Genomic DNA, 19,512 nt, shown 5'->3' on the forward strand with positions numbered 1-19,512 from the left:
TCCCGCCTGGCAACACACCCGCCGTCTCCTGCTCGGTCCGCGCGACCCGCGTCTCTTCTTCAAGATCGCCGCCGTCGCCTTCTTCGCCGAGATGATGAGCGGCAGCTTCTCCTTCTCGCCGCCGTTCCACAACTCGCACGCCGGTGGCGGAAGCCCCTCGATGCCCGTTACCGCGGCGATCATCATGATCATCGTCATCGCCGCCATCGTCGGTCTTCTCATCGGTCTCGTCTTCTTCTATCTCTCCTCACGGCTGCAGTTCACCATCTTCCATGTCGTCCTGCGCAGCGAGACTACAGTCGCTCCCATATGGCGCCGCTACGGGGCTGCCACCTGGCGCTGGATGGGCCTGAAGATCCTGCTCTTCGTCGGTGCCTTCGCCTGTATCGCGCCCATCCTCGTTCCGGGCGTCTTCTACGTCATCCACGCCGTCACGCAGCAGTCCCACGGCGACAACTCGCACATCGTCGGCTTCGTCCTCATCGGTTTCACGCTCGCCGTCCTCTTTGCACTCGTCGTGCTCGCACTCAGCATCGCGACAGTCCTTCTGCGGGACTTCGCTCTGCCCTCCATGGCTCTCGAAGGCACACCCCTCCGCGAAACCGTGCGTCGCGTCCTCGCACTCGTTCGCACTGAACCCGGCCCGGTCGCGCTCTATCTTCTGCTCCGGTTCTGCCTCACGATGGCCGGCGTGCTTGTCTCAGAGATCCTGATCGTCGTTCTGGGCCTCATCACCGGCGGCCCGCTTGCCGGCGTTGGGTACGGCCTCTGGGCCGCTCTTCACACCGCCGGCGCCGGCGCTCGCGCAGGAATGATTGGCGGCTGGGTCATCCTCGCCCTCGCACTTTTCGTCGTGATAGCCGTCGGCATCATATGCCTCTTCGGCTTCCTCTTTACGTTCCTGCAGGCCTACGCCATCTTCTTCCTCGGTGGCCGCTATCCGCTTCTCGGTCAGCTCCTTGTGGAGCCACCCGCCCCTGTCCTGCCCACCCGTTCGCCGCAGGCCTGGTCGCCCGCTTTGTACACTTCACCACCCGTATAGACACGCGTTAAAATCGACCTATGCCGTTCCCGATCAAAACCTGTGTCCTCTGCGGAGAGGAGTTCGAACTGCGCCCCAACAAGCCCGGCTACGCCAACCGCTGCCCCGAGTGCAGCACACCGGAAGCTGAAGCTGCCTCACGCGCCTCGGCCAGCGGCTTCCAGGGCAAAGCCCTCGCCGAAGCCAACGCCGAGCGCCGCAAAGTCATGCGCGACATGCTCTACCGCAAGGACAGCTAGACCCGGCAACACCGCCGTGGCGCACCTTCGCGCGCTTTACCTTTGCGCCCTTTGCGTCAAGGGCATTTTGCGGCGGATCGCCAAGGAACCCTCGAAACCATTACTCCGCCCGCTTCTTATTCCGCGCCCTTACCTTGAACCAGATCGGGCTTCCAATAAACCGGAACGCCGCCCGAATCTCGTTCGCGAGAAAGCGCTCATAGCTGAAGTGCAGCTTCACATCGCGGTCCGTGAACAGCACAAACGTCGGCGGAGCCACCGCCGCTTGCGTCATGTAATAAATCTTCACGCGCCGGTTCATCGGCACGCTCGCGCGCTGGAAATCAATCTGGTCCAGGAACCGGTTCATCGCCCCTGTTGAGATCCGTTTCCGCCGCTCCCTCGCGACCAGTTCCACCTTCTTGAAGATCTCCTCGACGCCCTTCGACTCCGCCGCTGACACAAACAACACCGGCGCATAATCCAGGTACTTCAGCGCATCCCTCACCTGCTGCTCATAGACTTTCTTATCCGCCGGCGCCTTTCCATCGAACAAGCGTTTCCCGTCTGCGCCAACCTCCGTCATCAAATCCCACTTGTTGATCACGATGATCACGCTGCGCCCGCTCTCATGTGCGTAGCCGCCAATCGTCGCATCGCTCCCTGTCACGCCCTCCGTCGCGTCGATCATCAGCAGAGCGACATCCGCAGCCTCGAGATGTTTGCGGCTCATCACGACGCTCAGCTTCTCCGCCATCAACTTCGTCTTACCCTTGCGCCGAATCCCGGCCGTATCGATAAACCGGAAATCATGCCCGCCGCGATGCACCACCTCATCCACCGCATCGCGCGTCGTCCCCGCAATCGGGCTCACAATCGCTCGATCGGTTCCCGTCAGCGCATTCAGCAGCGTGCTCTTGCCCACATTCGGTCGCCCAATAATGGCAACCTTCGTCTCGCGCTGCACGTGCTCGCCGTGCGTCCTCAACTTCCGCTCGCGCGGCTTCTCGCCATTTCCACTCAGCGAAGCCTCCGCGATCGCATCACCCTCGTCTTCCTCGGCGTGCTCCTCGAACCCCTCCATGTTCTCTGTCGGTTCTTCGCTCACCGTCTCCGGAGGCAGCGCGGCCCAAACATCATCCAGCAGATCCGCCACGCCAATCCCATGCTCCGCCGAGATCGGCAACACATGTCGGAAACCCAGCGTGCGAAAGTTCTCTGCGCCCGCTTCCAACTCCGCCGAATCCATCTTGTTCACCGCCAGAAATAGCGGCCTCGCGCCCCCATTGCGAATCAGCAGCCGTGCCAGCTCCCTATCCGGCGCCGCCAGCTCCGTCCGCCCGTCCACCACCATCACAATCGCGTCCGCCTCATCCAGCGCCACGCGCGCCTGGCGGAAGATCTCCGCCGGGATCAGCGCTTCATCATCCGGCACCACGCCGCCCGTGTCGACAATGCGCACCACGCGCCCGGCCCACTCCGTCTCGCCATAGATGCGGTCGCGCGTAATGCCCGGCTCGTCGCCCACAATCGACCGTCGCGTCCCGGTAATCCTGTTGAACAGCGTCGACTTGCCCACATTCGGTCTTCCGCAGATCGCCACCAGTGGCATCTCCGCCGCGTCGTGCGAAGCCCCCTCGGTCGCTTCGAGAAGCTCGTTCGCCAGGTTCTCCAACTCACGGTCTTCGCGCTCTCCGTGACGGCTTCCTGCACCGCCGAGCCGCAGTGTCGCCTTAGCCTTCCGTGCCTCCACATAGCCGCTCTCGCGCTCATCCTGCTCCGCCCGCAGTTCCGATCCGTGGCCGCGGCTCGCCGATGCCCCGCGCTCCGTCCGCGCACCATCCAGCCGAACCGTCCGCTCGCGCTCCGGGCTGCGCTTCGGCGTCCTCGCCGCCTTCGCCTCCGCTGCCTTCTTCGTACTCAACGCCTTGCGCTTCTTCGGCGCAACATTCGCCATCTGCGCGCCCGTCCGCGGAGCCTTCCCCTTGCGCGGCCGCGTGCTCGCCTGCCGATGCTTCTTGCCCATCCTCTTTTTCTGATCGCGCTTCGGTGCCATAAAATCCTCAATCCCGTTCGCTTACCATGGTCGCACGCGGCGCACTCGCACACTCACCGCGCGACAGGACCCCCATGCAACCCATTCGCTTCGGCATTCTCGGCTTTGGCTACCACGCCGCCTTCCGCCTTGTCCCTTCGTTCCGCAACTGCCAGCACGCCACGCTAGTCGGCTTCCATCGCCGCGACCCCGCCAAAGCGGCCCGCGATGCCGCCGCCCACGGCCTCCTCGCCTTCCCATCTCCTGAAGCCCTCTGCTCTTCGCCCGACATCGACGCCATCTTCATCACCAGCCCCGACGCCCTTCATCTCGCCGACGCGCAGCTCGCCTTCGCCCACAAAAAGCCCGTCCTCTGCGAAAAGCCGCTCACCTCCAACGCCGCCGATGCCGACACCATGCTCGCCGGTGCCAACGCCGCAGGCGTCCTCTTCGGAGTCGCGCACCACTACCGCTGGGCCCACGCCATCCAGCAGATCCGCTCCCGCGTCGCCGCCGGCGAGATCGGCGATCCCCGCACCGCGCACGCCGAGTTCAACTACGCCGCGCAATTTTCCCGTCGCCCCTGGATCACAGATCCCACCCTCGCCGCCGGCGGTCCCATCGGCGATGTCGGCGTCCACTGCATCGACACCCTCCGCTTCATCCTGGACAACACTCGCGCAAAGAGCGTCTCCACTATCGCCACACAGGACGCCCACTCCGGCGCCGTCGAAGCCTCGGCCTCCATGCAGTTGGAGTTCGCCAACAACGTCCTCGCCAGCGTCAACGTCTCCGCCCGCGCCCAGTACCGGACGCAGATCGAAATCGTCGGCGCCGAAGGCGTCCTCATCGCCGAAAACGGCATGACCGTCGACCACCCCGTCGATGTCGTCCTCCGCCGCAAAGGCGCCCACGTCAACACCAACACCGTCTCGAACGCAGACGCCTACACCCGCATGATCGACAACTTCGCCCAGGCCCTACGCGGCGAAGAACAATTCCTCGGCCCCGGCACCGAAGGTGTCCACAACCAGCACATCCTCGACGCCGCCTTCAAGAGCTGGCACTCCGGCCAACGCGAGCGCGTCGGAGAGGCATGACGCCCACCCTCCAAACCACCCGTCTCCTGCTCACACCCATTCGCCTCGAAGACGCCGAGCAGGTCCAGCGCATCTTCCCGCAATGGGAGATCGTGCAGTTCCTCAACGCCGGCGTCCCCTGGCCCTTCCCACCCGACGGCGTCCTCAACCACTGGCGCGACCGCATGCTCCCCGCCATGCAGCGCGGCGACGAATGGAACTGGACCCTCCGCCTAAAATCCGCACCAGACCAGATCATCGGCTCCATCACTCTCTCCCGCGGCGACGACCTCAACCGCGGTTTCTGGCTCGCCCCCGAATTTCACAACCGCGGCATCATGACTGAAGCCGTCATCGCCACCAACGACTTCTGGTTCGACACCCTCGGCTTCACCCGCCTCCGCGTCCCCAAAGCCGTCGGCAACCTCGCCTCGCGCCGCATTTCTGAGAAGACCGGCATGCGCCTCGTCGCCATCGAGCCCGACCACGCCTTCGTCTGCGGCCACCTCCCTGCAGAAATCTGGGAGCTCACCGCCGACGAATGGCATGCTTTCCGCGGTCGGTTCGTACACACAAAAGATGAATGACACACTCCGAAATTCCAATGCATACTTCTGAGCGATGGGATTCAGATGGTTTTGGAGCCGGATTAGCGATGAATGGATCACCAGCAACTCTGCGGCTGTGCTCTTCGGAGTGTCCGCAGCTTTTACGTGTCTCTTGACAGTCTTTCTCTTCTCACCGCTTCTACTCCACGACACCGGAATCTTGTCGCAAATAGAAGGGGGAGCAATCGGCGTTCTCGGTCCCCTGAGTGCCGTCTTCCTGTGGGGAGGAATGCGCCGCTACCAGAAGACACGCGGACACTCTCGTTTCGGAGATACCCCCACTGTTCGATTTCTGATGTTGATTGGAGTCTGCTGGACCGCAGTTTTGTACTACTTGGGTGTCTACTTACCGAAACGGCGGGAGAGTCCGGCACGTTCAGTCGATGATGCTCTACGCAATCCACGTCCATCACACTTCAAACAAGTACTCATTAGCGCTTGGGTTATCTATCTCACTCTGATCGCAGCACTTTTCCTCGCCCCAAAGACCATAGTGCGATTGCTTCATGGAGCCGGATGGCTTCTGCTGCTCGTTCAGATCCTCCTGATGTTCGCGACCGCCGTCTATTTCGTCGCTCGATTCGTCCGCGGTCCCAGTCGTGGTTGAGGGCCTAGACCCGCGGGCGAATAAACGGCGATTATCATAGACCTACCGCGTGCCGCCCCTCACCAACATCGAAGTCGACCGCAAGACCCCCGTCAGCGAAGCGGCCGCGGAGGCGAAGCTCCCATCCCTTCACGACTTCTTCTCCCCCGGCGGCATCCTCGCCCGGTCCTCCCTCGCCTTCGAGCACCGCCCCGGCCAATACGCCATGGCCAAGGCCATCGAGCAAGCCTTCGCCGACCGCCGCCATCTCATCATCGAAGCCGGCACAGGCACCGGCAAAACCCTCGCCTATCTTCTGCCCGCACTCCGCCGCGCCCGCAACGAGAAGCAGCGCATCATCATCTCCACCGGCACAAAAAATCTGCAGGAGCAGCTTTACTTCAAGGACATCCCGTTCCTCGAATCCGTCCTTGCCGACTCCGGCCCGCTCCGCGTCTGTTACATGAAGGGCCGCGCCAACTACCTCTGCAAGCAGAAGCTCTACGCCCTCCGCGACAACCCCATCCTCTCCGGCCTCGACGACATCTCGCAGTTCCACACCATCCTCCAGTGGGAGCACACCACCGAAACCGGCGACCGCGCCGAGATCGATGACCTCCCCGAATCCTCCGCGCTCTGGCACAAGCTCGACGCGCGCTCCGAGGTCTGTCTCGGCCAGACCTGCCCCAACTGGGAGCCCTGCTTCATCACCCAGATGCGCCGCAAGGCGCTCGAGTCCGACCTCGTCATCGTCAACCACCATCTCTTCTTCGCCGACCTCTCCATCAAGCAGCAGGCCGCCGGCGCCCCCGATGCCGGAATCCTCCCCGAAGCCGCCGCGGTCATCTTCGACGAAGCCCACGAACTCGAAGACGTCGCCTCACAGTACTTCGGCATCGCGCTCACCAACCACCGCTTCGATGAGCTCGCCCGCGACACCGAGTCCATGCTCCGCGCCAAAGGCGCCAGCTCCGCCGCCATCGAAAGCTCCACCGCCACCCTCCGCGAGCGCTCGCGCCTCTTCTTCTCTTCACTCCCCGAGACCACCACCACCGCCCAGCCCGGCCGCATGGAGTTCACCGACCGCGCCGACTTCCTGGAATCTCATGGCGACTCCTACCTCGGCGCCGTCAATGCACTCACACGCCTCGAAGGCGAACTCGACCGCCTCCGCGACGTCGAAGAAGCCGCGGGCCTCCGCAAGCGCGCCGCCGACATCCGCGCGCACCTCAAATTCCTCCTCGAAGCCACCGATCCGAACACCGTCTTCTGGATCGAGCGCCGCGCCGCCTCCAACCTCCGCAACACCGCCCGCAATTCTCGCGAGCCAGCCACAAATCCGGGTGCCCCATTCATGACGACGGCTTCTTCGTCGTCATGGGTTGGGTCTTTGAACACCCACCTCCAGGCCACACCCATCGACGTCTCCCAGCTCCTCGCCGAGACCCTCTTCGCCAACTACAGCTCCGTCATCCTCACCTCGGCCACCCTCACCGTCGCCGACTCCGAACACAAACCCTCCTTCGAGCACCTCAAGAAACGCCTCGGCATCCCATTCCCCAAAGAGCTCATCGTCCCCTCGCACTTCGACTACGCCAAACAAGCGCTCCTCTATCTCCCGCAATACCTCCCGCCGCCGCGCCACCCCGACTTCCTTCCGCACGCCGCGGAAAAAATCCGCCGCGTCCTCGAAATCACCCGCGGCCGCGCCTTCTGCCTCTTCACCAGCTACTCGCAGATGCGCGAGCTCCACGACCGCCTCCTCTGCGAGCTCCCTTACCCACTCCTGCTTCAAGGCACCGCCCCACGCCACGTCCTCATCCAGCAGTTCCGCGAAACCCCGAACGCCGTCCTCTTCGGCACGTCGTCGTTCTGGCAGGGAATTGATGTCCAGGGCGAGCAGCTCTCCTGCGTCATCGTCGACAAGCTTCCCTTCGCCGTCCCTTCCGACCCCATCATGAAGGCCCGCACCGACGCCATCACCGCCGCCGGCGGCAACGCCTTCAACGACCTCCAAATCCCTCAAGCCGTCATTGCACTCAAGCAGGGCTTCGGCCGCCTCATCCGCTCGCTCACCGACCGCGGCGTCCTCATGCTCCTCGACTCCCGCATCCGCACCACCCGCTACGGCGCCACCTTCCTCGGCTCGCTCCCACCCTACCGCCGCACCGACGACATCACAGACGTTGAACGCTTCTTCGCAAGCTGAGCAGACTTCATCCGATGGAGTCGTTACCAGACAAATTGCAGGTTGCACAACCAGGGATTATGCTTTCGTGCCTCACCCCGGAGGCATTTATGGCGAGAAAGTACATCGACTGTGGGGCCATTCCGAATGACGTCAATTGCACACTGCAAATCTCGGGCACTGAAGACGAAGTGCTCGACGCCGCAGTACTGCACGCTGTAAGCGTTCAAGGACACAAAAGCTCTCCGGAGCTCCGCGAGACGCTCCGCGGCATGCTGAAGGATGTTCCCGCGGGCAGGCCGGCAGCAGCCTGAGTTCCGGCCTTGTCACGCATCGACTGAGCGCAACGTACGCAGCAGCACAAGTGCGTTCACCTGATTTCTCTCTCGTGCTTCGCCATCGCAATCATCCTGCGGAGGCAATCTCATGCGAATCGCACCAGCTGAATACGCACTCTTTCTCGTAGCAGCGCTCGTCTTCTTCTCTCAGCACTCCGTACGACACACGATCACCCCTTCGACCGCGCCTATGACCTCACAGCAGACTTCGCAGAACACTCGCATCGTCATCGACCGCTTCAACGATGCCTTCAACCGCCACGACGCCGACGCCCTCGAGCCCTTGCTCACCGATGACACCGTTTTTGAGGACACCTCTCCCGCTCCTGACGGCCAACGCATCGCAGGCAAAGCTGCCGTCGTCGCTTTCTGGCGGGGCTGGTTCGCGCGCAATCCTGACGCCCACTTCGACGCCGAAGACGTGATTGTCTCCGGAGACCGCGCCGTCGTGCTCTGGGTCTATCGCAAAATCCGCAACGGGCAACCGTGGCACCTGCGCGGCGTAGATGTCTTCACCGTTCGAGATGGCAAAGTCGCCGCTAAGCTCGCATACGTGAAAGGCTGAGATCACTCCGCCGTAGTGTCAGATAACTTTTCTGAGAGCGCTCGCCACGGTGCCGCCTGCGTTCCTGATTGCGCCAACCGCCGTTTCCCCAGCCTCGCGCGTGTGCGCCAGCGCCGATCTCCGGCGTTCCCCGCTGTGCTGAACAGCGGCCGTCTCAATCTCTCCACCGAAGATCGTATGCTCCTCTTCCATCCGGTCGATGGCAGAGCTCAACTCGGCGACAACTGCATCCGCATCCTCTGCGAAGACGACGAGTTCCACACTGATCTTTTTGTAGGCCGTTTTCATCTTCTTCGCCCTCACGCAAATTCTACGCTCGGGACGCGGACCTTCTAGCGCTTTACAGCCCGCGGCGTCTTCGCCTTGCTCTGCAGATTCAGCGCCACCGCCGCGCGAATCAGCTCCTTCAGCGCTTTCTCATTCACCTTCTCGCCTTCGTGAATATCAATCGCACGCCGCACATTTCCCTCGAGGCTCGAGTTGAACAGCCCCGCAGGATCCGGCAACGAAGCGCCTTTGGCAAACGTCAGCTTCACTGCGCTCTTGTAGGTCTCTCCCGTGCACACAATCCCGCCGTGCGAGAACACAGGCGTCCCAGGCGAGCTCGCCTTCGCCCACTTCCACTCTTCTACGATCTCCGGATCTGCCGCGTGAATCATTTCACGCACCTTCGCCAGCGTCTTGCCGCGCCAATCCCCAAGTTCGTTGATCTTCGCATCGATTTGTGCAGACGCAGGATCTACCGCAACAGTCTTTTTCATAGACAGCTCCAAGTCACATACTCGACGAATAGTTTTGCCCCGTCTCTCCCAGCCTCCGAACTGCTTGAGCCTCCAACGCTAACAACAGCCGGCGAGCCGATCAACAGGATTCAATCTCCAGATCTGACCTCCGCTCCTTCGAATTGCGAAGCCTTGCGCCTTGGCATCTATTTGCGTAAGTTAAGTCGCCTCGATTTTGCGATCACAAGCATGCCCAGCCCAGTCGCCAGCAGAAGGGCCGCGTCCGGCTCGGGCGTCAGCACCGGCTGGTTGGTGGAGTAGAACAGCTGGCCCAGGTTCACCGCGTCGCTCAGGCTTCCGTCCGGACTGTACTCGACGTCGAAGAGCACGACAACATAGCTGCCGTCATCCATGTAGCCCGGGAGATTGATGTCCGGGAACTCGAGCTCGCCGGGCGTCAGCTCCAGGCTGGACTGCATGAAGTTCGGCGAAGAGGGCAGACCTGACGTAATGAAGTTCCCATTCGCGTCGAAGCTGTCTCCCTGCGTGGCCGTCAGCTCGGTGAATACCTTGATGTTGGTCAGAAAGAGATAGTCGTCGCCCTCGTTCCCAAAGTTAATCGCCGCAGTCCCGGCCAGGGGATTCTGAATCAGATCCACATCCGGGGAAAGCAGCGCGACGCTATTCGCAATGTTCACGCCGGCGCCCATCGAATAGGAACTGGGACCCTTCTGCCAGTTGAATCCCTTCATCGTGGCGCCCGTGCCCTTGGACTGTACCGTCAGCGTTGTCGTGTAGTTCTGAAATACGCTGATCGCATTTCCCATGTTGTCGACCGGGTTTGTGTAGACGATCGTCGAGCTCCCTGCCGGCGATACCTTCGCCATATTGAACTTGCCGATTGCGTTTCCCATGTTGTCCTTGATGATGGCGGACATAGGCACAAGCCCAACATTGTTGAAAGCAACGGTCAGATCGTTCGCCGCGTTGGCGGTTTTTTGTGTGATTACAAAATCCTTGGTTGTGTCTGCCTGGGCCCACGATGCAAACAGAAGAGTGCCCGAGATGAGCGAACACATCGCCCAGTTACGCGCTTGCAACTTCGTGATCGTTGTGAACATTGTCCATCTTCTCCCTTCGTCGTGAATCCTCACGGATACTCCGATTGGGAGAAGGGGCGCGCAAGCCTGAATGTAGGGGGAACTCCACGCCCCAGCGTGGAAGTGGCGACACTACGCCCAATTGGTTTCCGTCTCGTTAGGTCTTAGAAAGCGCCTGCAGAACAGCGCTTGCCAGTCGAGAGTACGGAGCCCGGAGCCGGGACGAGGCGCTCTCTCAGAATTTGGCCGTTGAGCATAGCACACCGGCGGCGACAAAACATCCATCGGCTGTAACGGGACATTTTGAATCTAAAGAACGTCCCGTCACAGCCGCTACGCAGCAAACTTCACGCCCGTGCGCCCGACGCCGAAACGCTGCTCTCACGCTGGACGGGACCGCTCTTCGTCGCAGGAAAGAGTGTGCCGACGACACGACTGGGAGGCCGCAGCGCCCACGACGCGACAGTAATACCGGCAAGGACGAGCGGCACGATGACGTGAAACGCGCTTCCTCTGACTGCGGCGTTCGATGCCGCCGCCCCGGTCAGGTCAAAGAAAATACCCGCATACGCCCATTCCTTCAGTCGCGGGAATCGCGGCACGAGTATCGCGATCGGCCCCAGCACCTTCCAGACGCCCAATATGGTCACGAAGTACGCCGGGTAGCCCAGGAGGTGCACAAAGCCGTAGACCGTGCCCCGCACATGGGCCACTTGGGCGATGCCGCCGCCGCCGATAAAAAACGCTACGAGTATGGTCGTAATCCAATACGCAACATTTCTTCCCTTGGTAGTCATTCCATCCTCCCAACCACCTTCTCCAACTCGCCCAGGAATCTCTGCCAACCGTACTGCGCACCCTTGTACGCCGTCTGCTGATCCGCGCTGAACCCCGAGTGCTCCATGCGAACCTGAGTCCCGCCATCCGCCGGCGTCAACGTGAACAGCACTACCGACTCCATCCCCAGAGTCCCCCAGCTGTACGAGAGCCGTTTCATCGGCTCAACCACCAGCACTTCGCATTCGATAATGCCATTCCAGTTCGGCACTGCCGGCGCGCGGAATTGAAACCTCCGTCCTACCTCCGGCTGGAAGTCGTTGTCCATCAGCCACTGTGCCACCAGTGGGCTCTCGGTGAGCGCACGCCACAGCTTCTCAGGCGCATGCGGAAACACTCTCTCAATCACAACGCTTCGGGTCTGTTCTGCTGCATCGCTCCGCTCTACTGTCATCGCTCCATCCTTTCCAAAACGTCTTCAAGTCGATCAAACCGCTCGCGCCAGAACGCGCCATACATTTTCAACCACTCCACGACAGGCCCCAGCGACTCCGGCTCCGCTCGATAGTGTGTCTCGCGTCCCGCCCGCCGGTGACGAACCAGCTTCGCGCGCTTCAGCACCGTCAGGTGCTTCGACACGGCCGGCTGCGAAACACCCGCATACCGCGTCAGAGCATGCACCGTCTGCTCGCCCTGCCGCGTCAGCTCCTCAAAGATGGCCCTGCGGGTCGGATCGGCAAGTGCGCGGAACACGTAATTCGTATTCGTCAGTGTCACGCCCCAACCATAACCAAATGGTTATGGTTTGTCAAGGCCCGATCCTTCTCAAATTCGTTACCACCCAAATCCGTCTTCCCACCCAAATCCGTCATCCTGAGCGGAGCCGGTTCACACCGTGAACCGGCGAAGTCGAAGGACCCCTAGAATTGCCCCGACCATCAATTGCAGCCCGAACCTTTCAGCCACGGATCTCCCTCCGACCCGCCGCGATATCCTTGCTTCAGCCCCATGGGACGCAATCTCTACATCCTCGCCGCCACCATCGGCATCTTCGCCCTGATCTCCTTCGCGCTCTCCTTCACCAACATCGCGCAGGTTCCCGGCTCCCCCGGCGACGTCCGCCTCTGGCGCACCACCTCCATCGCGCTGGTCTTCCTCGGCCTGGTCATCGCCCTCGGCGGCATCCTCTCCCAGCTCTTCGAGCAGGCCGAGCGCCGCTCCACCGAACAGCGCCGCCAGCGCCGTCGCCGCCGCTAGTCCAAAGCACCGCCTGACGGGCCGGATGCACTGAACTTGACAAAAGGCTCCTCCCGCGACCCCCGTCCGGTCCCTTCGCTTAAGGCTTGGATCACTTGAGGTCCGGGCCTAAAATACCTGCTTTGAAGATTTTGCGCAAAAACAGGGGGGAGGGGAGGGGTGCCGAATAGAATAAAACGATTGGAGCAGAAACGATGTTTGAGGTGACAGTTCAGGATACGTTTTCCTCAGGTCACTACCTGCGCGACTACTACGGAAAGTGCGAGAACCCGCACGGGCACAATTACCGCGTCGTCGTCACCCTCATCGGCGAGCAGCTCGAGCCCAACGGCCTCCTCCTGGACTTCAAGCTCCTTAAGCGCATCCTCCAGCCCACCATCCATTACCTCGACCACAACATGATCAACGACCTCGAGCCGTTCACCTCGGTTAACCCGTCGGCCGAGAACCTCGCAAAATATTTCTTCGATCGCACCTCGGCGGAACTCCTCGAGATGACCGCTGGCCGAGTCCGCGTGAAGGACTGCGTGATCTGGGAGACGGATACCAGCTTCGCCCGCTATTACGAGTAACCGCTACAATCGTCGGAAGGGCTCGAGCCCGAGACCCCATTCACCAGAAGGCCCGCTCATGATTGCCTACATCGTTCTCATCCTCGCCGCGCTCAGCCGCTTCGTTCCGCACGCGCTGCACGGCACCGGCATGAACTTCACCGCCGTCGGCGCCGGCCTGTTGTTCTTCGGCTCCCGCCGCCCGCGCTGGCAGGCCGTCAGCGCCGTCGCCATCCTTGCGGTGGCGGACTTCTGCCTCACCCGGTTCGTATATGGCTATCCGTTCCAGATGCGTGAGTATCTCGTGACGTGGGTCTGGTACGCCGCTGTCTGCCTGCTTGCTTACGGCCTGCTGCGCAAGGTCACGGCTCTGCGTGTTGTGGCCAGTGTTCTGGCTTCGGCAACCAGCTTCTTCCTGCTCAGCAACCTTGTGGTGTGGTTTGGCAGCGGGATGTATCCGCACAGCGCCTCAGGGATTGCCGCGTGCTACGCTGCCGCGCTGCCCTTCTATGCCAATGACCTGGTTTCGACCGGAGTGCTGTCCGCGGCGCTATTTGGCCTGCCGGTGCTTGCCGCGAAGCTGACCTACGCCGCACACGCGCACCACAACCAACCGCTCGCCTAGATCAAAGCTTTACGCCTCCTCTTCGACCGGCAGCCGAACTCCACGGCGCCGGTCGAATACTTTGCGGATCATGTAGAACGCAATCAGGAAGAGCGCTCCGGAGATGAGTCCGATGGCCATGGCGAGGTGCTCGTGGAAGAAGCGTCGAGTCGAGTGGAAGAGCTTCGGTCCGAAGTAGATGTAGAGAATCGACGCGACCACAAACTGGACCATCTTGCCGCAGAAAATAGCGAGCACGAAGGCGAGGGGTTTCATCTCGAACACGCCAGCGGCGAACTCAAAAAGCTTGAGGGGAAACGGCGGCGGGCACATTGCGGGGATCATCATCGCCAGGAACTCCTGGTTTTCGAAGCGGTCCCGCATGCGCTCGTAGCGCTCTCGGTTGATGCGTTTGAGCAGGAAGAGCTCGCCGCCTGCGCGGCCGATGTAGAACGGCACGAGTGACCCGATGGCCGACGCCGCGGCTGCGATCAGGCAGTAGATGAGGAACTTGCGGTGGTCGGTAGCGACGTAGCCGATGACGACGCCGTCCATGGAGACGGGGATGGGAATCAGGGCGGAGTCGATGAAGGCCAGGCCGCCGACACCCCAGACGCCAAGCGGCTTCATCACCGCAAAGAGCATCCCTGAAAACTTATGCAGCAGCGCTATCGGTCCAAGTTTCACAAATACCCATTTTACGTTCGAGCAGCTCCGCTTCGAGCCGCTATGTCCGGCGTTTGTCTAGTTTCGATGCTCAGTGTGTCCGGCCAGCAGTTCGAGGGCGTGGGGCAGCAGGTGCAGAATCGCGTTAAGGCCGTTCTCTGCGCCGGAGGGACTTCCGGGGAGGTTGATGATCAGCGCGCGGCCGGCGATGCCACAGACCCCGCGGCTAAGCGCTGCAAAGGGCGTCTGCTCGATGCCGTGAAGGCGGATCTGTTCGGCGATCCCGGGGACGAGGCGCTCACAGACGTCGAGTGTAGCCTCCGGGGTGACGTCGCGCTCTGCGAGGCCAGTGCCTCCAGTGGTTAGAACGAGGTCGGCGCGTTGTGCCGCGTCGCGCAGTGCGCTCGCGAGTTGTTTGCGGTTGTCCGGGAGAACCTTTGAATCAATGACTTGCACCCCCGTCAGCGTTAGCAGATCGACAAGCAGAGGGCCGGAGATGTCCTCCTGTGTTCCGGCAGCGCAACGGTCGCTGGCGGTAATCACGATAGAGGTTCTTCCCGTCAAAGAAGGTGCTGTTTGTTGCATTTACCGAGGATAGCCGAGGTGCGTCTCGCGCTGCGGGCTGCTCAGCCTTAACTGAACGAAAGATGAGAGAATAAAGAAGCCAGCATCGGCTCGGTCTGGCGACGGTACCGGCGGTGTTCGATCGACCCGCAACATTCCTTGATGGCCGTCCGTCACAGACGAAGTAGCTCACGATGCGTTTGATTACCCCCACCGACCCGGAACAGCCACGCCCTGAGACAGAGGGGAACGAATCCGCGCCCAGACGCGCAGGCGATGGTCCGGTAAGCTTCGTTCCGCACGATGAAAACGGCGCGACGGGACGGCCGCCGGTGCGCATTCGTACCGGGCGCTATGGCGAGATCGACGAGCACGAGCTGATCCATCTGCTGGACTCGATCGAGGACGAGCGGGCGCGCAGCCGATTCCGCGAATCGATCTATATCTCACTGTTCATCTGGATCGCGATTGCGTGGCTGGTGCTGTACGGGCCGAGGTACCTTTGGCATGCGCCGAAGCTGGTGACGCCGTTCGAGGTGCTGAAAGAGCGCGAGCTGACGCAGTTGAATCTGCCGCAGCTTCATGCGCCGCCGCCCTCTGTGCCGAGAGCGCAGCCGAAGATTGATAACCACACTCTCGAACACTTGAGATCGATGGAGCCGCCCGCGAAGGCCGCGCCTCCGCCACCAGCCGTGGCGGCGAATCCGAAGATTGCGCCGACGCCGGCGCCGTCGATCACGAATGCGGCCCCCCCTGTGCCCTCGCCGGCGTTGCCGCTGCCGAATGCACCGCAGCCCACACCGCGGTCTGCGCCACCGGTGGTCGGTGAGGCGCCGACGCCGCAGCCGAGCACGAGGCCGAACTTCAACGCGCCCAATAACCCGGAGAGCTCGATGAATGTGGGGCGTGGCCGAGGTGAGGACTATGGTGCGCCCCGTGGTGGTGGATCGTCCCCGCTGAGTTTTGGCAAAGACGTGGAGATTCTCTCTGACCAGCAGGGGGTGGATTTCAACCCCTACATCCGCCGAATCCTCGCTGACATCCGCCGCAACTGGATCCCGCTTATCCCGGAGGAGTGCAGGCCCCCTCTGTCGAAACAGGGAGAGGTGTTGATTCGATTTAGCATCCTTCCAGATGGGCGGATTGGGCTGCCAAATGGACAACAGGGTGGGATGTGGCTTGATGGATCGACGCATGACGACGCGATCAATCGCTCGGCGTGGGGATCGATCACGAGCGAAGGCCAGTTTCCGCCATTGCCGAAGGAATTCCACGGTCCGAACCTGGAGCTGCGGATTCACTACTACGTCAACAAACCGGTGGAGTAACGCGTGACGCGGAGTGCAGGGCATCGTGCAGAGCCGCCGCGTCCGCCGTCTCTGAGCGAGCGCGATCACCGCGATGAGCGGGCGCGCAAGGTGAGACTGAACGCGCGTGTCGGGCGGGAGCAACTGAGTCTGTTGCGCGGGCTTATTCTGCTGGCTGTGCTGATCCTGATTGCGAGTCTGGTAAGAGCGGGATTCGGCCGGTTGTTTGTGCCAGGCTGGTGGCGGCAGTGGTGAAGCCTGCCGAGCCGAAGATCGCGGAAGAGCTCTATCCACTGGTGGTCATTGTGGGACCGACAGCGAGCGGAAAGACTGCGCTTGCGCTGCATCTGGCGGAGCACTTCGAAGGTGAGATTGTGAGCTGCGATGCAGTTGCGGTTTATCGCGGGCTGGATGTGGGGTCAGCGAAGCCGACAGCCGACGAGCGGGCGCGTGTGCCGCACCATGCGATCGACATTCTGGATGCAGATGAGCCCTCGACAGCGGGAGACTATGCGCGAGCGGCGCGAGCGGTGTTGGCGGAGATCAAAAGGCGTGGAAAGCTGCCGATTGTGACTGGAGGGACGGGCTTGTATCTGCGTGCGTTGCTGGAGGGGTTGGCGCCGGCACCTGCGCGGGACGAGGAGTTGCGGGAGCGATTGCGCGAGCGGGCCGCGCGGCGTGGTCCGGAGTATCTGCACCGACTGCTGCGGCGGCTGGATCCGGCGGCAGCGGCGGCGATTCATCCGAACGATGTGCCGAAGATAATTCGCAGTATTGAGGTGACGCTGGCGGCGCGGCAGCCGCAGAGTGAACAGTGGCGCGCGGGGCGCGATCGGCTGCAGGGATTTCGCGTGCTGCAGATTGGGTTAAATCCTGCGCGAGCAGAGCTGTATGCGCGGATTAACGAACGCGCGGCGCGAATGTTTGATGCGGGATTGATGGAGGAAACGCGTGCGGCGCAGGAGCGGTTTGGTGATGCGTGCAGGGCGTTGGCGTCGCTGGGGTATGCGCAAGCTGCGGCACTATTACGCGGGGAGATGACGCGCGCGGAGGCGATTGCGGCCGCGCAGCAGGGCCATCGCAACTATGCGAAGCGGCAGATGACGTGGTTCCGGCGAGACAAGCAGATTGAGTGGCTGGACGGATTTGGCGATGACCCAGAGGTTCAGGCGCGTGCGATGGAGTTGGTTAGCAAGCATCTCCCTGCCTGATCGCGCTACTGGGCCGCGGCTTTGTGAGCGAGCGTTTCAACGGCCGCGAGGTTAGCGACTAGATCAGGTGAGAAGTTATGGCGCTGCTGCAGCCATGTGGGGTCGTTCCAGAAGAGGATGGCTGTGCCGTCGGGCTCCTGGGAGACGAGGATTTTGAGTGGGAGATCGAGCGCGGCGCTGGGCGCGGAGAGCATGATGGGCGTGCCGGATTTCGGATTGCCGAAGATGAGCAGCTTGGTATTGGGCATCAGCAGACCGGCGGTTGCGGCTTCGCCGGAGTGATCTATCAGTGCGAAGAGTTTGATGTTCTTTTCGGCGAGGAGAGCTGTGAGGCGGTTGACGATTTCGTCGACCGGTTGATGCGTGGTGATGCTGCGGATGCCACAGTCCATGGAGTGCTCCTGGAGAAGTCCTGGCTCAACGGAGCCGCCTGCACAGAACAGCTTACTTCGAAGTTGTGGTTGGCGCCTCGTCGACCCAGTATTCCGTCCGGGCGTCGAGCCGGAGGTTTGGGCGATTGTTGAGCTGGACTGTGAGGGCGTGCAGGCCGGGGTGCGGCGATTCAGGATGGAAGGTGAGGACGTAGCGGTTGGGGACGTCGTTCGAGATAGTGAAGAGATCGCGACGGAGGGATTTGGGGTCTTTGAAGCTGAAGTACTCGCCGCCGCTGAGGCGCGCGCAGGTTTCGGGCACATTGGTGCGAAGGCTGTTGCGGGTGGCTATCTCGACCATGCGAGCGAGGCGCAGTGGGGGAAGCAGCATGGCGAGGCAGTCAAAGTCCTGCTGTGCCCTGCTGTCAGTGGTGTGCGGCGGGGCATTAGGATCGCGGCTGAAGCAGCCGTGCGCGGGTCCGGGTTCGTTGGGGCGGTTGAACTTGTGGGCTTCGTCTTTGATTTCGGTCTTGGTGCTATGGAAGCCGAGTGCGTAGATGGATGTGTTGGTGTCGCTGAGCTCGTGGAGAGCTTCGGTTAGGTCGATATGGCTGCCCTGGTCAAGGGTTTCGCTGAGGAGGAGGATGGCGCGGCGGTACTGCGGCGGCTGCTTGCGGAGGAGGTTCGTGGCGAAGGACATGGCGTCGAGGATCGAGGCGCCGTTGTCGCCGGATTCGATGCGGTTGAGCTCGGTGATGATTTTGGAGAGGTCGGAGGTGAAGCCGTAGAGGAGCTCGGGTTCGCTGTCGAAGTCGACGATGGCGACGTGGTGGGGGACGTTGCCGACGATTGCATCGAGGAGTGGGCCGAGGTCGCAGTACTCGGGGAGATGGCTGATGCCGTCGCCGCCAACCTCGACGACGACTACGAGAGCGATGGGCTGCGAGTCGGTGTCGGGTTCGAGCTGAAGTTTTTGCGGGACGCCGTCGTCTTTGACGGTGAAGTCGTCGGCCTTGAGGGTGAAGACGAGCTGGCCGGATTTGGTTTTGACGAGCGCGGGAACGATGACGAGAGAGGAGCGGACGCTGATGGTAGCGCTTGGGGTGGTGTCGGCAGGAGTCTGAACGGGCGCGGCCGACTGGGCGAGGAGCGGCGGGGTCATCAACAGAGCGAGATTGGCGAGGGGCCGCAGCATGAGCTTCAGTGTATCGAGACGTGACGGGAGCAGGTTTGGTCGCGAGAGAATAGAGGGATGGACGGAGTTCGTCTGGATAAGTGGTTGTGGGCGGCGCGGTTTTTCAAGACGCGGGCGCTGGCGGCTCGCGCGTGCGAATTGGGGCGCGTGATGAGCAATGGCCAGCCGGTGAAGCCGGCGCAGATGATTCATGTGGGGAATCATCTGTCTGTGACGACGGAGGGCGGGCAGTTCCAAGTGGAGGTGCTTGGGCTGAGCGAGACGCGTGGGCCCGCGGCGGTGGCGCAGGCGCTCTATCGGGAGTCTGAGGAGAGCAAGCAGGCGCGGTCGAAGGCGGCGGAGGAGCGCAAGGCGATGGCTGCGTGGGAGCGGCTGCCTGACAGCCGGCCGGACAAGCGAGACCGCAGGACACTGTCACGTTTGCGTGGCCGATATTAGCAACGGTGTGGAGCGTTTCGGCGTCTGAACGCGCTACGATAAATTGTTTGCGCCAAACGGGGCCAGGAGACACGCCATCAATACGCTTCC

25 protein-coding genes are annotated in these 19,512 nt (G+C 62.0%); 14 read left to right on the top strand and 11 right to left on the bottom strand.

The genetic code is table 11. The annotated features are described in order from the left end of the window. The first annotated feature begins 160 nt into the window (after positions 1-160). Both VGU25_16795 and VGU25_16800 read left to right on the top strand, forming a co-directional pair. On the top strand, positions 161-1,042 hold the full coding sequence (locus VGU25_16795) for a hypothetical protein (GenBank protein HEV2578865.1): 882 nt from the start codon (positions 161-163) through the stop codon (positions 1,040-1,042). Between the two features lie 20 nt (positions 1,043-1,062). Continuing rightward, positions 1,063-1,281 carry a hypothetical protein gene (locus tag VGU25_16800; GenBank protein HEV2578866.1) on the top strand — a complete coding sequence of 73 codons (219 nt, stop codon included), beginning with the start codon at positions 1,063-1,065 and terminating at the stop codon, positions 1,279-1,281. A gap of 100 nt (positions 1,282-1,381) precedes the next feature. Here VGU25_16800 and der read toward each other — a convergent pair whose 3' ends face one another. Further along, positions 1,382-3,316, bottom strand: coding sequence for a ribosome biogenesis GTPase Der (gene der, locus VGU25_16805; protein HEV2578867.1), 1,935 nt, complete (start codon positions 3,314-3,316; stop codon positions 1,382-1,384). Positions 3,317-3,390: 74 nt separating this feature from the next. Between der and VGU25_16810 the strand changes: the two genes are divergently transcribed. The 5 genes from VGU25_16810 to VGU25_16830 all read left to right on the top strand — a co-directional run bounded on the left by VGU25_16810 (position 3,391) and on the right by VGU25_16830 (position 8,659). Next, on the top strand, positions 3,391-4,395 hold the full coding sequence (locus tag VGU25_16810) for a Gfo/Idh/MocA family oxidoreductase (GenBank protein ID HEV2578868.1): 1,005 nt from the start codon (positions 3,391-3,393) through the stop codon (positions 4,393-4,395). Next, positions 4,392-4,961, top strand: a complete 570-nt coding sequence (locus VGU25_16815; GenBank protein ID HEV2578869.1) for a GNAT family N-acetyltransferase — start codon at positions 4,392-4,394, stop codon at positions 4,959-4,961. Before VGU25_16810 ends, VGU25_16815 begins: the two co-directional genes overlap by 4 nt. A 695-nt stretch (positions 4,962-5,656) precedes the next feature. Then, entirely contained in the window at positions 5,657-7,777 is a 2,121-nt protein-coding gene (locus tag VGU25_16820) for a helicase C-terminal domain-containing protein (protein HEV2578870.1), read from the top strand. A gap of 89 nt (positions 7,778-7,866) precedes the next feature. Beyond that, on the top strand, positions 7,867-8,070 hold the full coding sequence (locus tag VGU25_16825; protein ID HEV2578871.1) for a DUF1059 domain-containing protein: 204 nt from the start codon (positions 7,867-7,869) through the stop codon (positions 8,068-8,070). Between the two features lie 112 nt (positions 8,071-8,182). Beyond that, complete coding sequence (locus tag VGU25_16830; GenBank protein HEV2578872.1) at positions 8,183-8,659, top strand: nuclear transport factor 2 family protein; 477 nt, start codon at positions 8,183-8,185, stop codon at positions 8,657-8,659. A gap of 18 nt (positions 8,660-8,677) precedes the next feature. Here the strand turns inward: VGU25_16830 and VGU25_16835 are convergent, their stop codons facing one another. From VGU25_16835 to VGU25_16860, 6 genes are all read right to left on the bottom strand, one after another. Further along, positions 8,678-8,947, bottom strand: a complete 270-nt coding sequence (locus VGU25_16835) for a hypothetical protein (protein ID HEV2578873.1) — start codon at positions 8,945-8,947, stop codon at positions 8,678-8,680. A 44-nt stretch (positions 8,948-8,991) separates the two neighbouring features. Then, positions 8,992-9,420, bottom strand: a complete 429-nt coding sequence (locus VGU25_16840) for a DUF1801 domain-containing protein (protein ID HEV2578874.1) — start codon at positions 9,418-9,420, stop codon at positions 8,992-8,994. A gap of 167 nt (positions 9,421-9,587) precedes the next feature. Beyond that, positions 9,588-10,502 (bottom strand): hypothetical protein, encoded by a 915-nt coding sequence (locus tag VGU25_16845; protein ID HEV2578875.1) that lies wholly within the window; start codon positions 10,500-10,502, stop codon positions 9,588-9,590. 326 nt (positions 10,503-10,828) lie between these two features. Next, positions 10,829-11,278 carry a DoxX family protein gene (locus tag VGU25_16850; protein ID HEV2578876.1) on the bottom strand — a complete coding sequence of 150 codons (450 nt, stop codon included), beginning with the start codon at positions 11,276-11,278 and terminating at the stop codon, positions 10,829-10,831. After that, complete coding sequence (locus VGU25_16855) at positions 11,275-11,712, bottom strand: SRPBCC domain-containing protein (protein HEV2578877.1); 438 nt, start codon at positions 11,710-11,712, stop codon at positions 11,275-11,277. Before VGU25_16855 ends, VGU25_16850 begins: the two co-directional genes overlap by 4 nt. Then, the gene (locus tag VGU25_16860) at positions 11,709-12,035 is read right to left on the bottom strand and encodes a metalloregulator ArsR/SmtB family transcription factor (protein ID HEV2578878.1); all 327 of its coding nucleotides are present in this window, start codon (positions 12,033-12,035) and stop codon (positions 11,709-11,711) included. The genes VGU25_16855 and VGU25_16860 overlap by 4 nt, the downstream gene beginning before the upstream one ends. 231 nt (positions 12,036-12,266) lie before the next feature. Between VGU25_16860 and VGU25_16865 the strand changes: the two genes are divergently transcribed. The 3 genes from VGU25_16865 (at position 12,267) to VGU25_16875 (ending at position 13,691) form a co-directional block, all read left to right on the top strand. Next, positions 12,267-12,515, top strand: a complete 249-nt coding sequence (locus VGU25_16865; GenBank protein ID HEV2578879.1) for a hypothetical protein — start codon at positions 12,267-12,269, stop codon at positions 12,513-12,515. A gap of 194 nt (positions 12,516-12,709) precedes the next feature. After that, positions 12,710-13,087 (top strand): 6-carboxytetrahydropterin synthase QueD, encoded by a 378-nt coding sequence (gene queD, locus VGU25_16870; GenBank protein HEV2578880.1) that lies wholly within the window; start codon positions 12,710-12,712, stop codon positions 13,085-13,087. A gap of 58 nt (positions 13,088-13,145) precedes the next feature. Beyond that, a complete protein-coding gene (locus VGU25_16875; protein ID HEV2578881.1) occupies positions 13,146-13,691 on the top strand; it encodes a DUF6580 family putative transport protein in 546 nt (181 codons plus the stop codon). Between the two features lie 9 nt (positions 13,692-13,700). Here the strand turns inward: VGU25_16875 and VGU25_16880 are convergent, their stop codons facing one another. Next, positions 13,701-14,357: a VTT domain-containing protein gene (locus VGU25_16880; protein HEV2578882.1), complete on the bottom strand. Its 657-nt coding sequence runs from the start codon at positions 14,355-14,357 to the stop codon at positions 13,701-13,703. 57 nt (positions 14,358-14,414) lie between these two features. Then, positions 14,415-14,879: a MogA/MoaB family molybdenum cofactor biosynthesis protein gene (locus VGU25_16885; protein ID HEV2578883.1), complete on the bottom strand. Its 465-nt coding sequence runs from the start codon at positions 14,877-14,879 to the stop codon at positions 14,415-14,417. A 215-nt stretch (positions 14,880-15,094) separates the two neighbouring features. Here VGU25_16885 and VGU25_16890 point away from each other — a divergent pair, with 215 nt between their 5' ends. The 3 genes from VGU25_16890 to miaA are packed head-to-tail and all read left to right on the top strand — an operon-like array spanning position 15,095 to position 17,418. Next, the gene (locus VGU25_16890; GenBank protein HEV2578884.1) at positions 15,095-16,228 is read left to right on the top strand and encodes an energy transducer TonB; all 1,134 of its coding nucleotides are present in this window, start codon (positions 15,095-15,097) and stop codon (positions 16,226-16,228) included. Positions 16,229-16,231: 3 nt separating this feature from the next. Next, entirely contained in the window at positions 16,232-16,462 is a 231-nt protein-coding gene (locus VGU25_16895; protein HEV2578885.1) for a hypothetical protein, read from the top strand. After that, complete coding sequence (gene miaA / locus VGU25_16900; protein HEV2578886.1) at positions 16,459-17,418, top strand: tRNA (adenosine(37)-N6)-dimethylallyltransferase MiaA; 960 nt, start codon at positions 16,459-16,461, stop codon at positions 17,416-17,418. The genes VGU25_16895 and miaA overlap by 4 nt, the downstream gene beginning before the upstream one ends. Before the next feature lie 5 nt (positions 17,419-17,423). On the opposite strand, the gene VGU25_16905 is transcribed toward miaA, so the two are convergent. After that, positions 17,424-17,810, bottom strand: coding sequence for a DUF302 domain-containing protein (locus tag VGU25_16905; protein ID HEV2578887.1), 387 nt, complete (start codon positions 17,808-17,810; stop codon positions 17,424-17,426). Between the two features lie 52 nt (positions 17,811-17,862). Next, positions 17,863-18,984 (bottom strand): VWA domain-containing protein, encoded by a 1,122-nt coding sequence (locus tag VGU25_16910; GenBank protein ID HEV2578888.1) that lies wholly within the window; start codon positions 18,982-18,984, stop codon positions 17,863-17,865. A gap of 57 nt (positions 18,985-19,041) precedes the next feature. Here VGU25_16910 and VGU25_16915 point away from each other — a divergent pair, with 57 nt between their 5' ends. After that, a complete protein-coding gene (locus tag VGU25_16915) occupies positions 19,042-19,422 on the top strand; it encodes a S4 domain-containing protein (GenBank protein HEV2578889.1) in 381 nt (126 codons plus the stop codon). Positions 19,423-19,512: the final 90 nt, after the last annotated feature.

The organism is Acidobacteriaceae bacterium, assembly GCA_035944135.1.
GTDB lineage: Bacteria > Acidobacteriota > Terriglobia > Terriglobales > Acidobacteriaceae > Granulicella.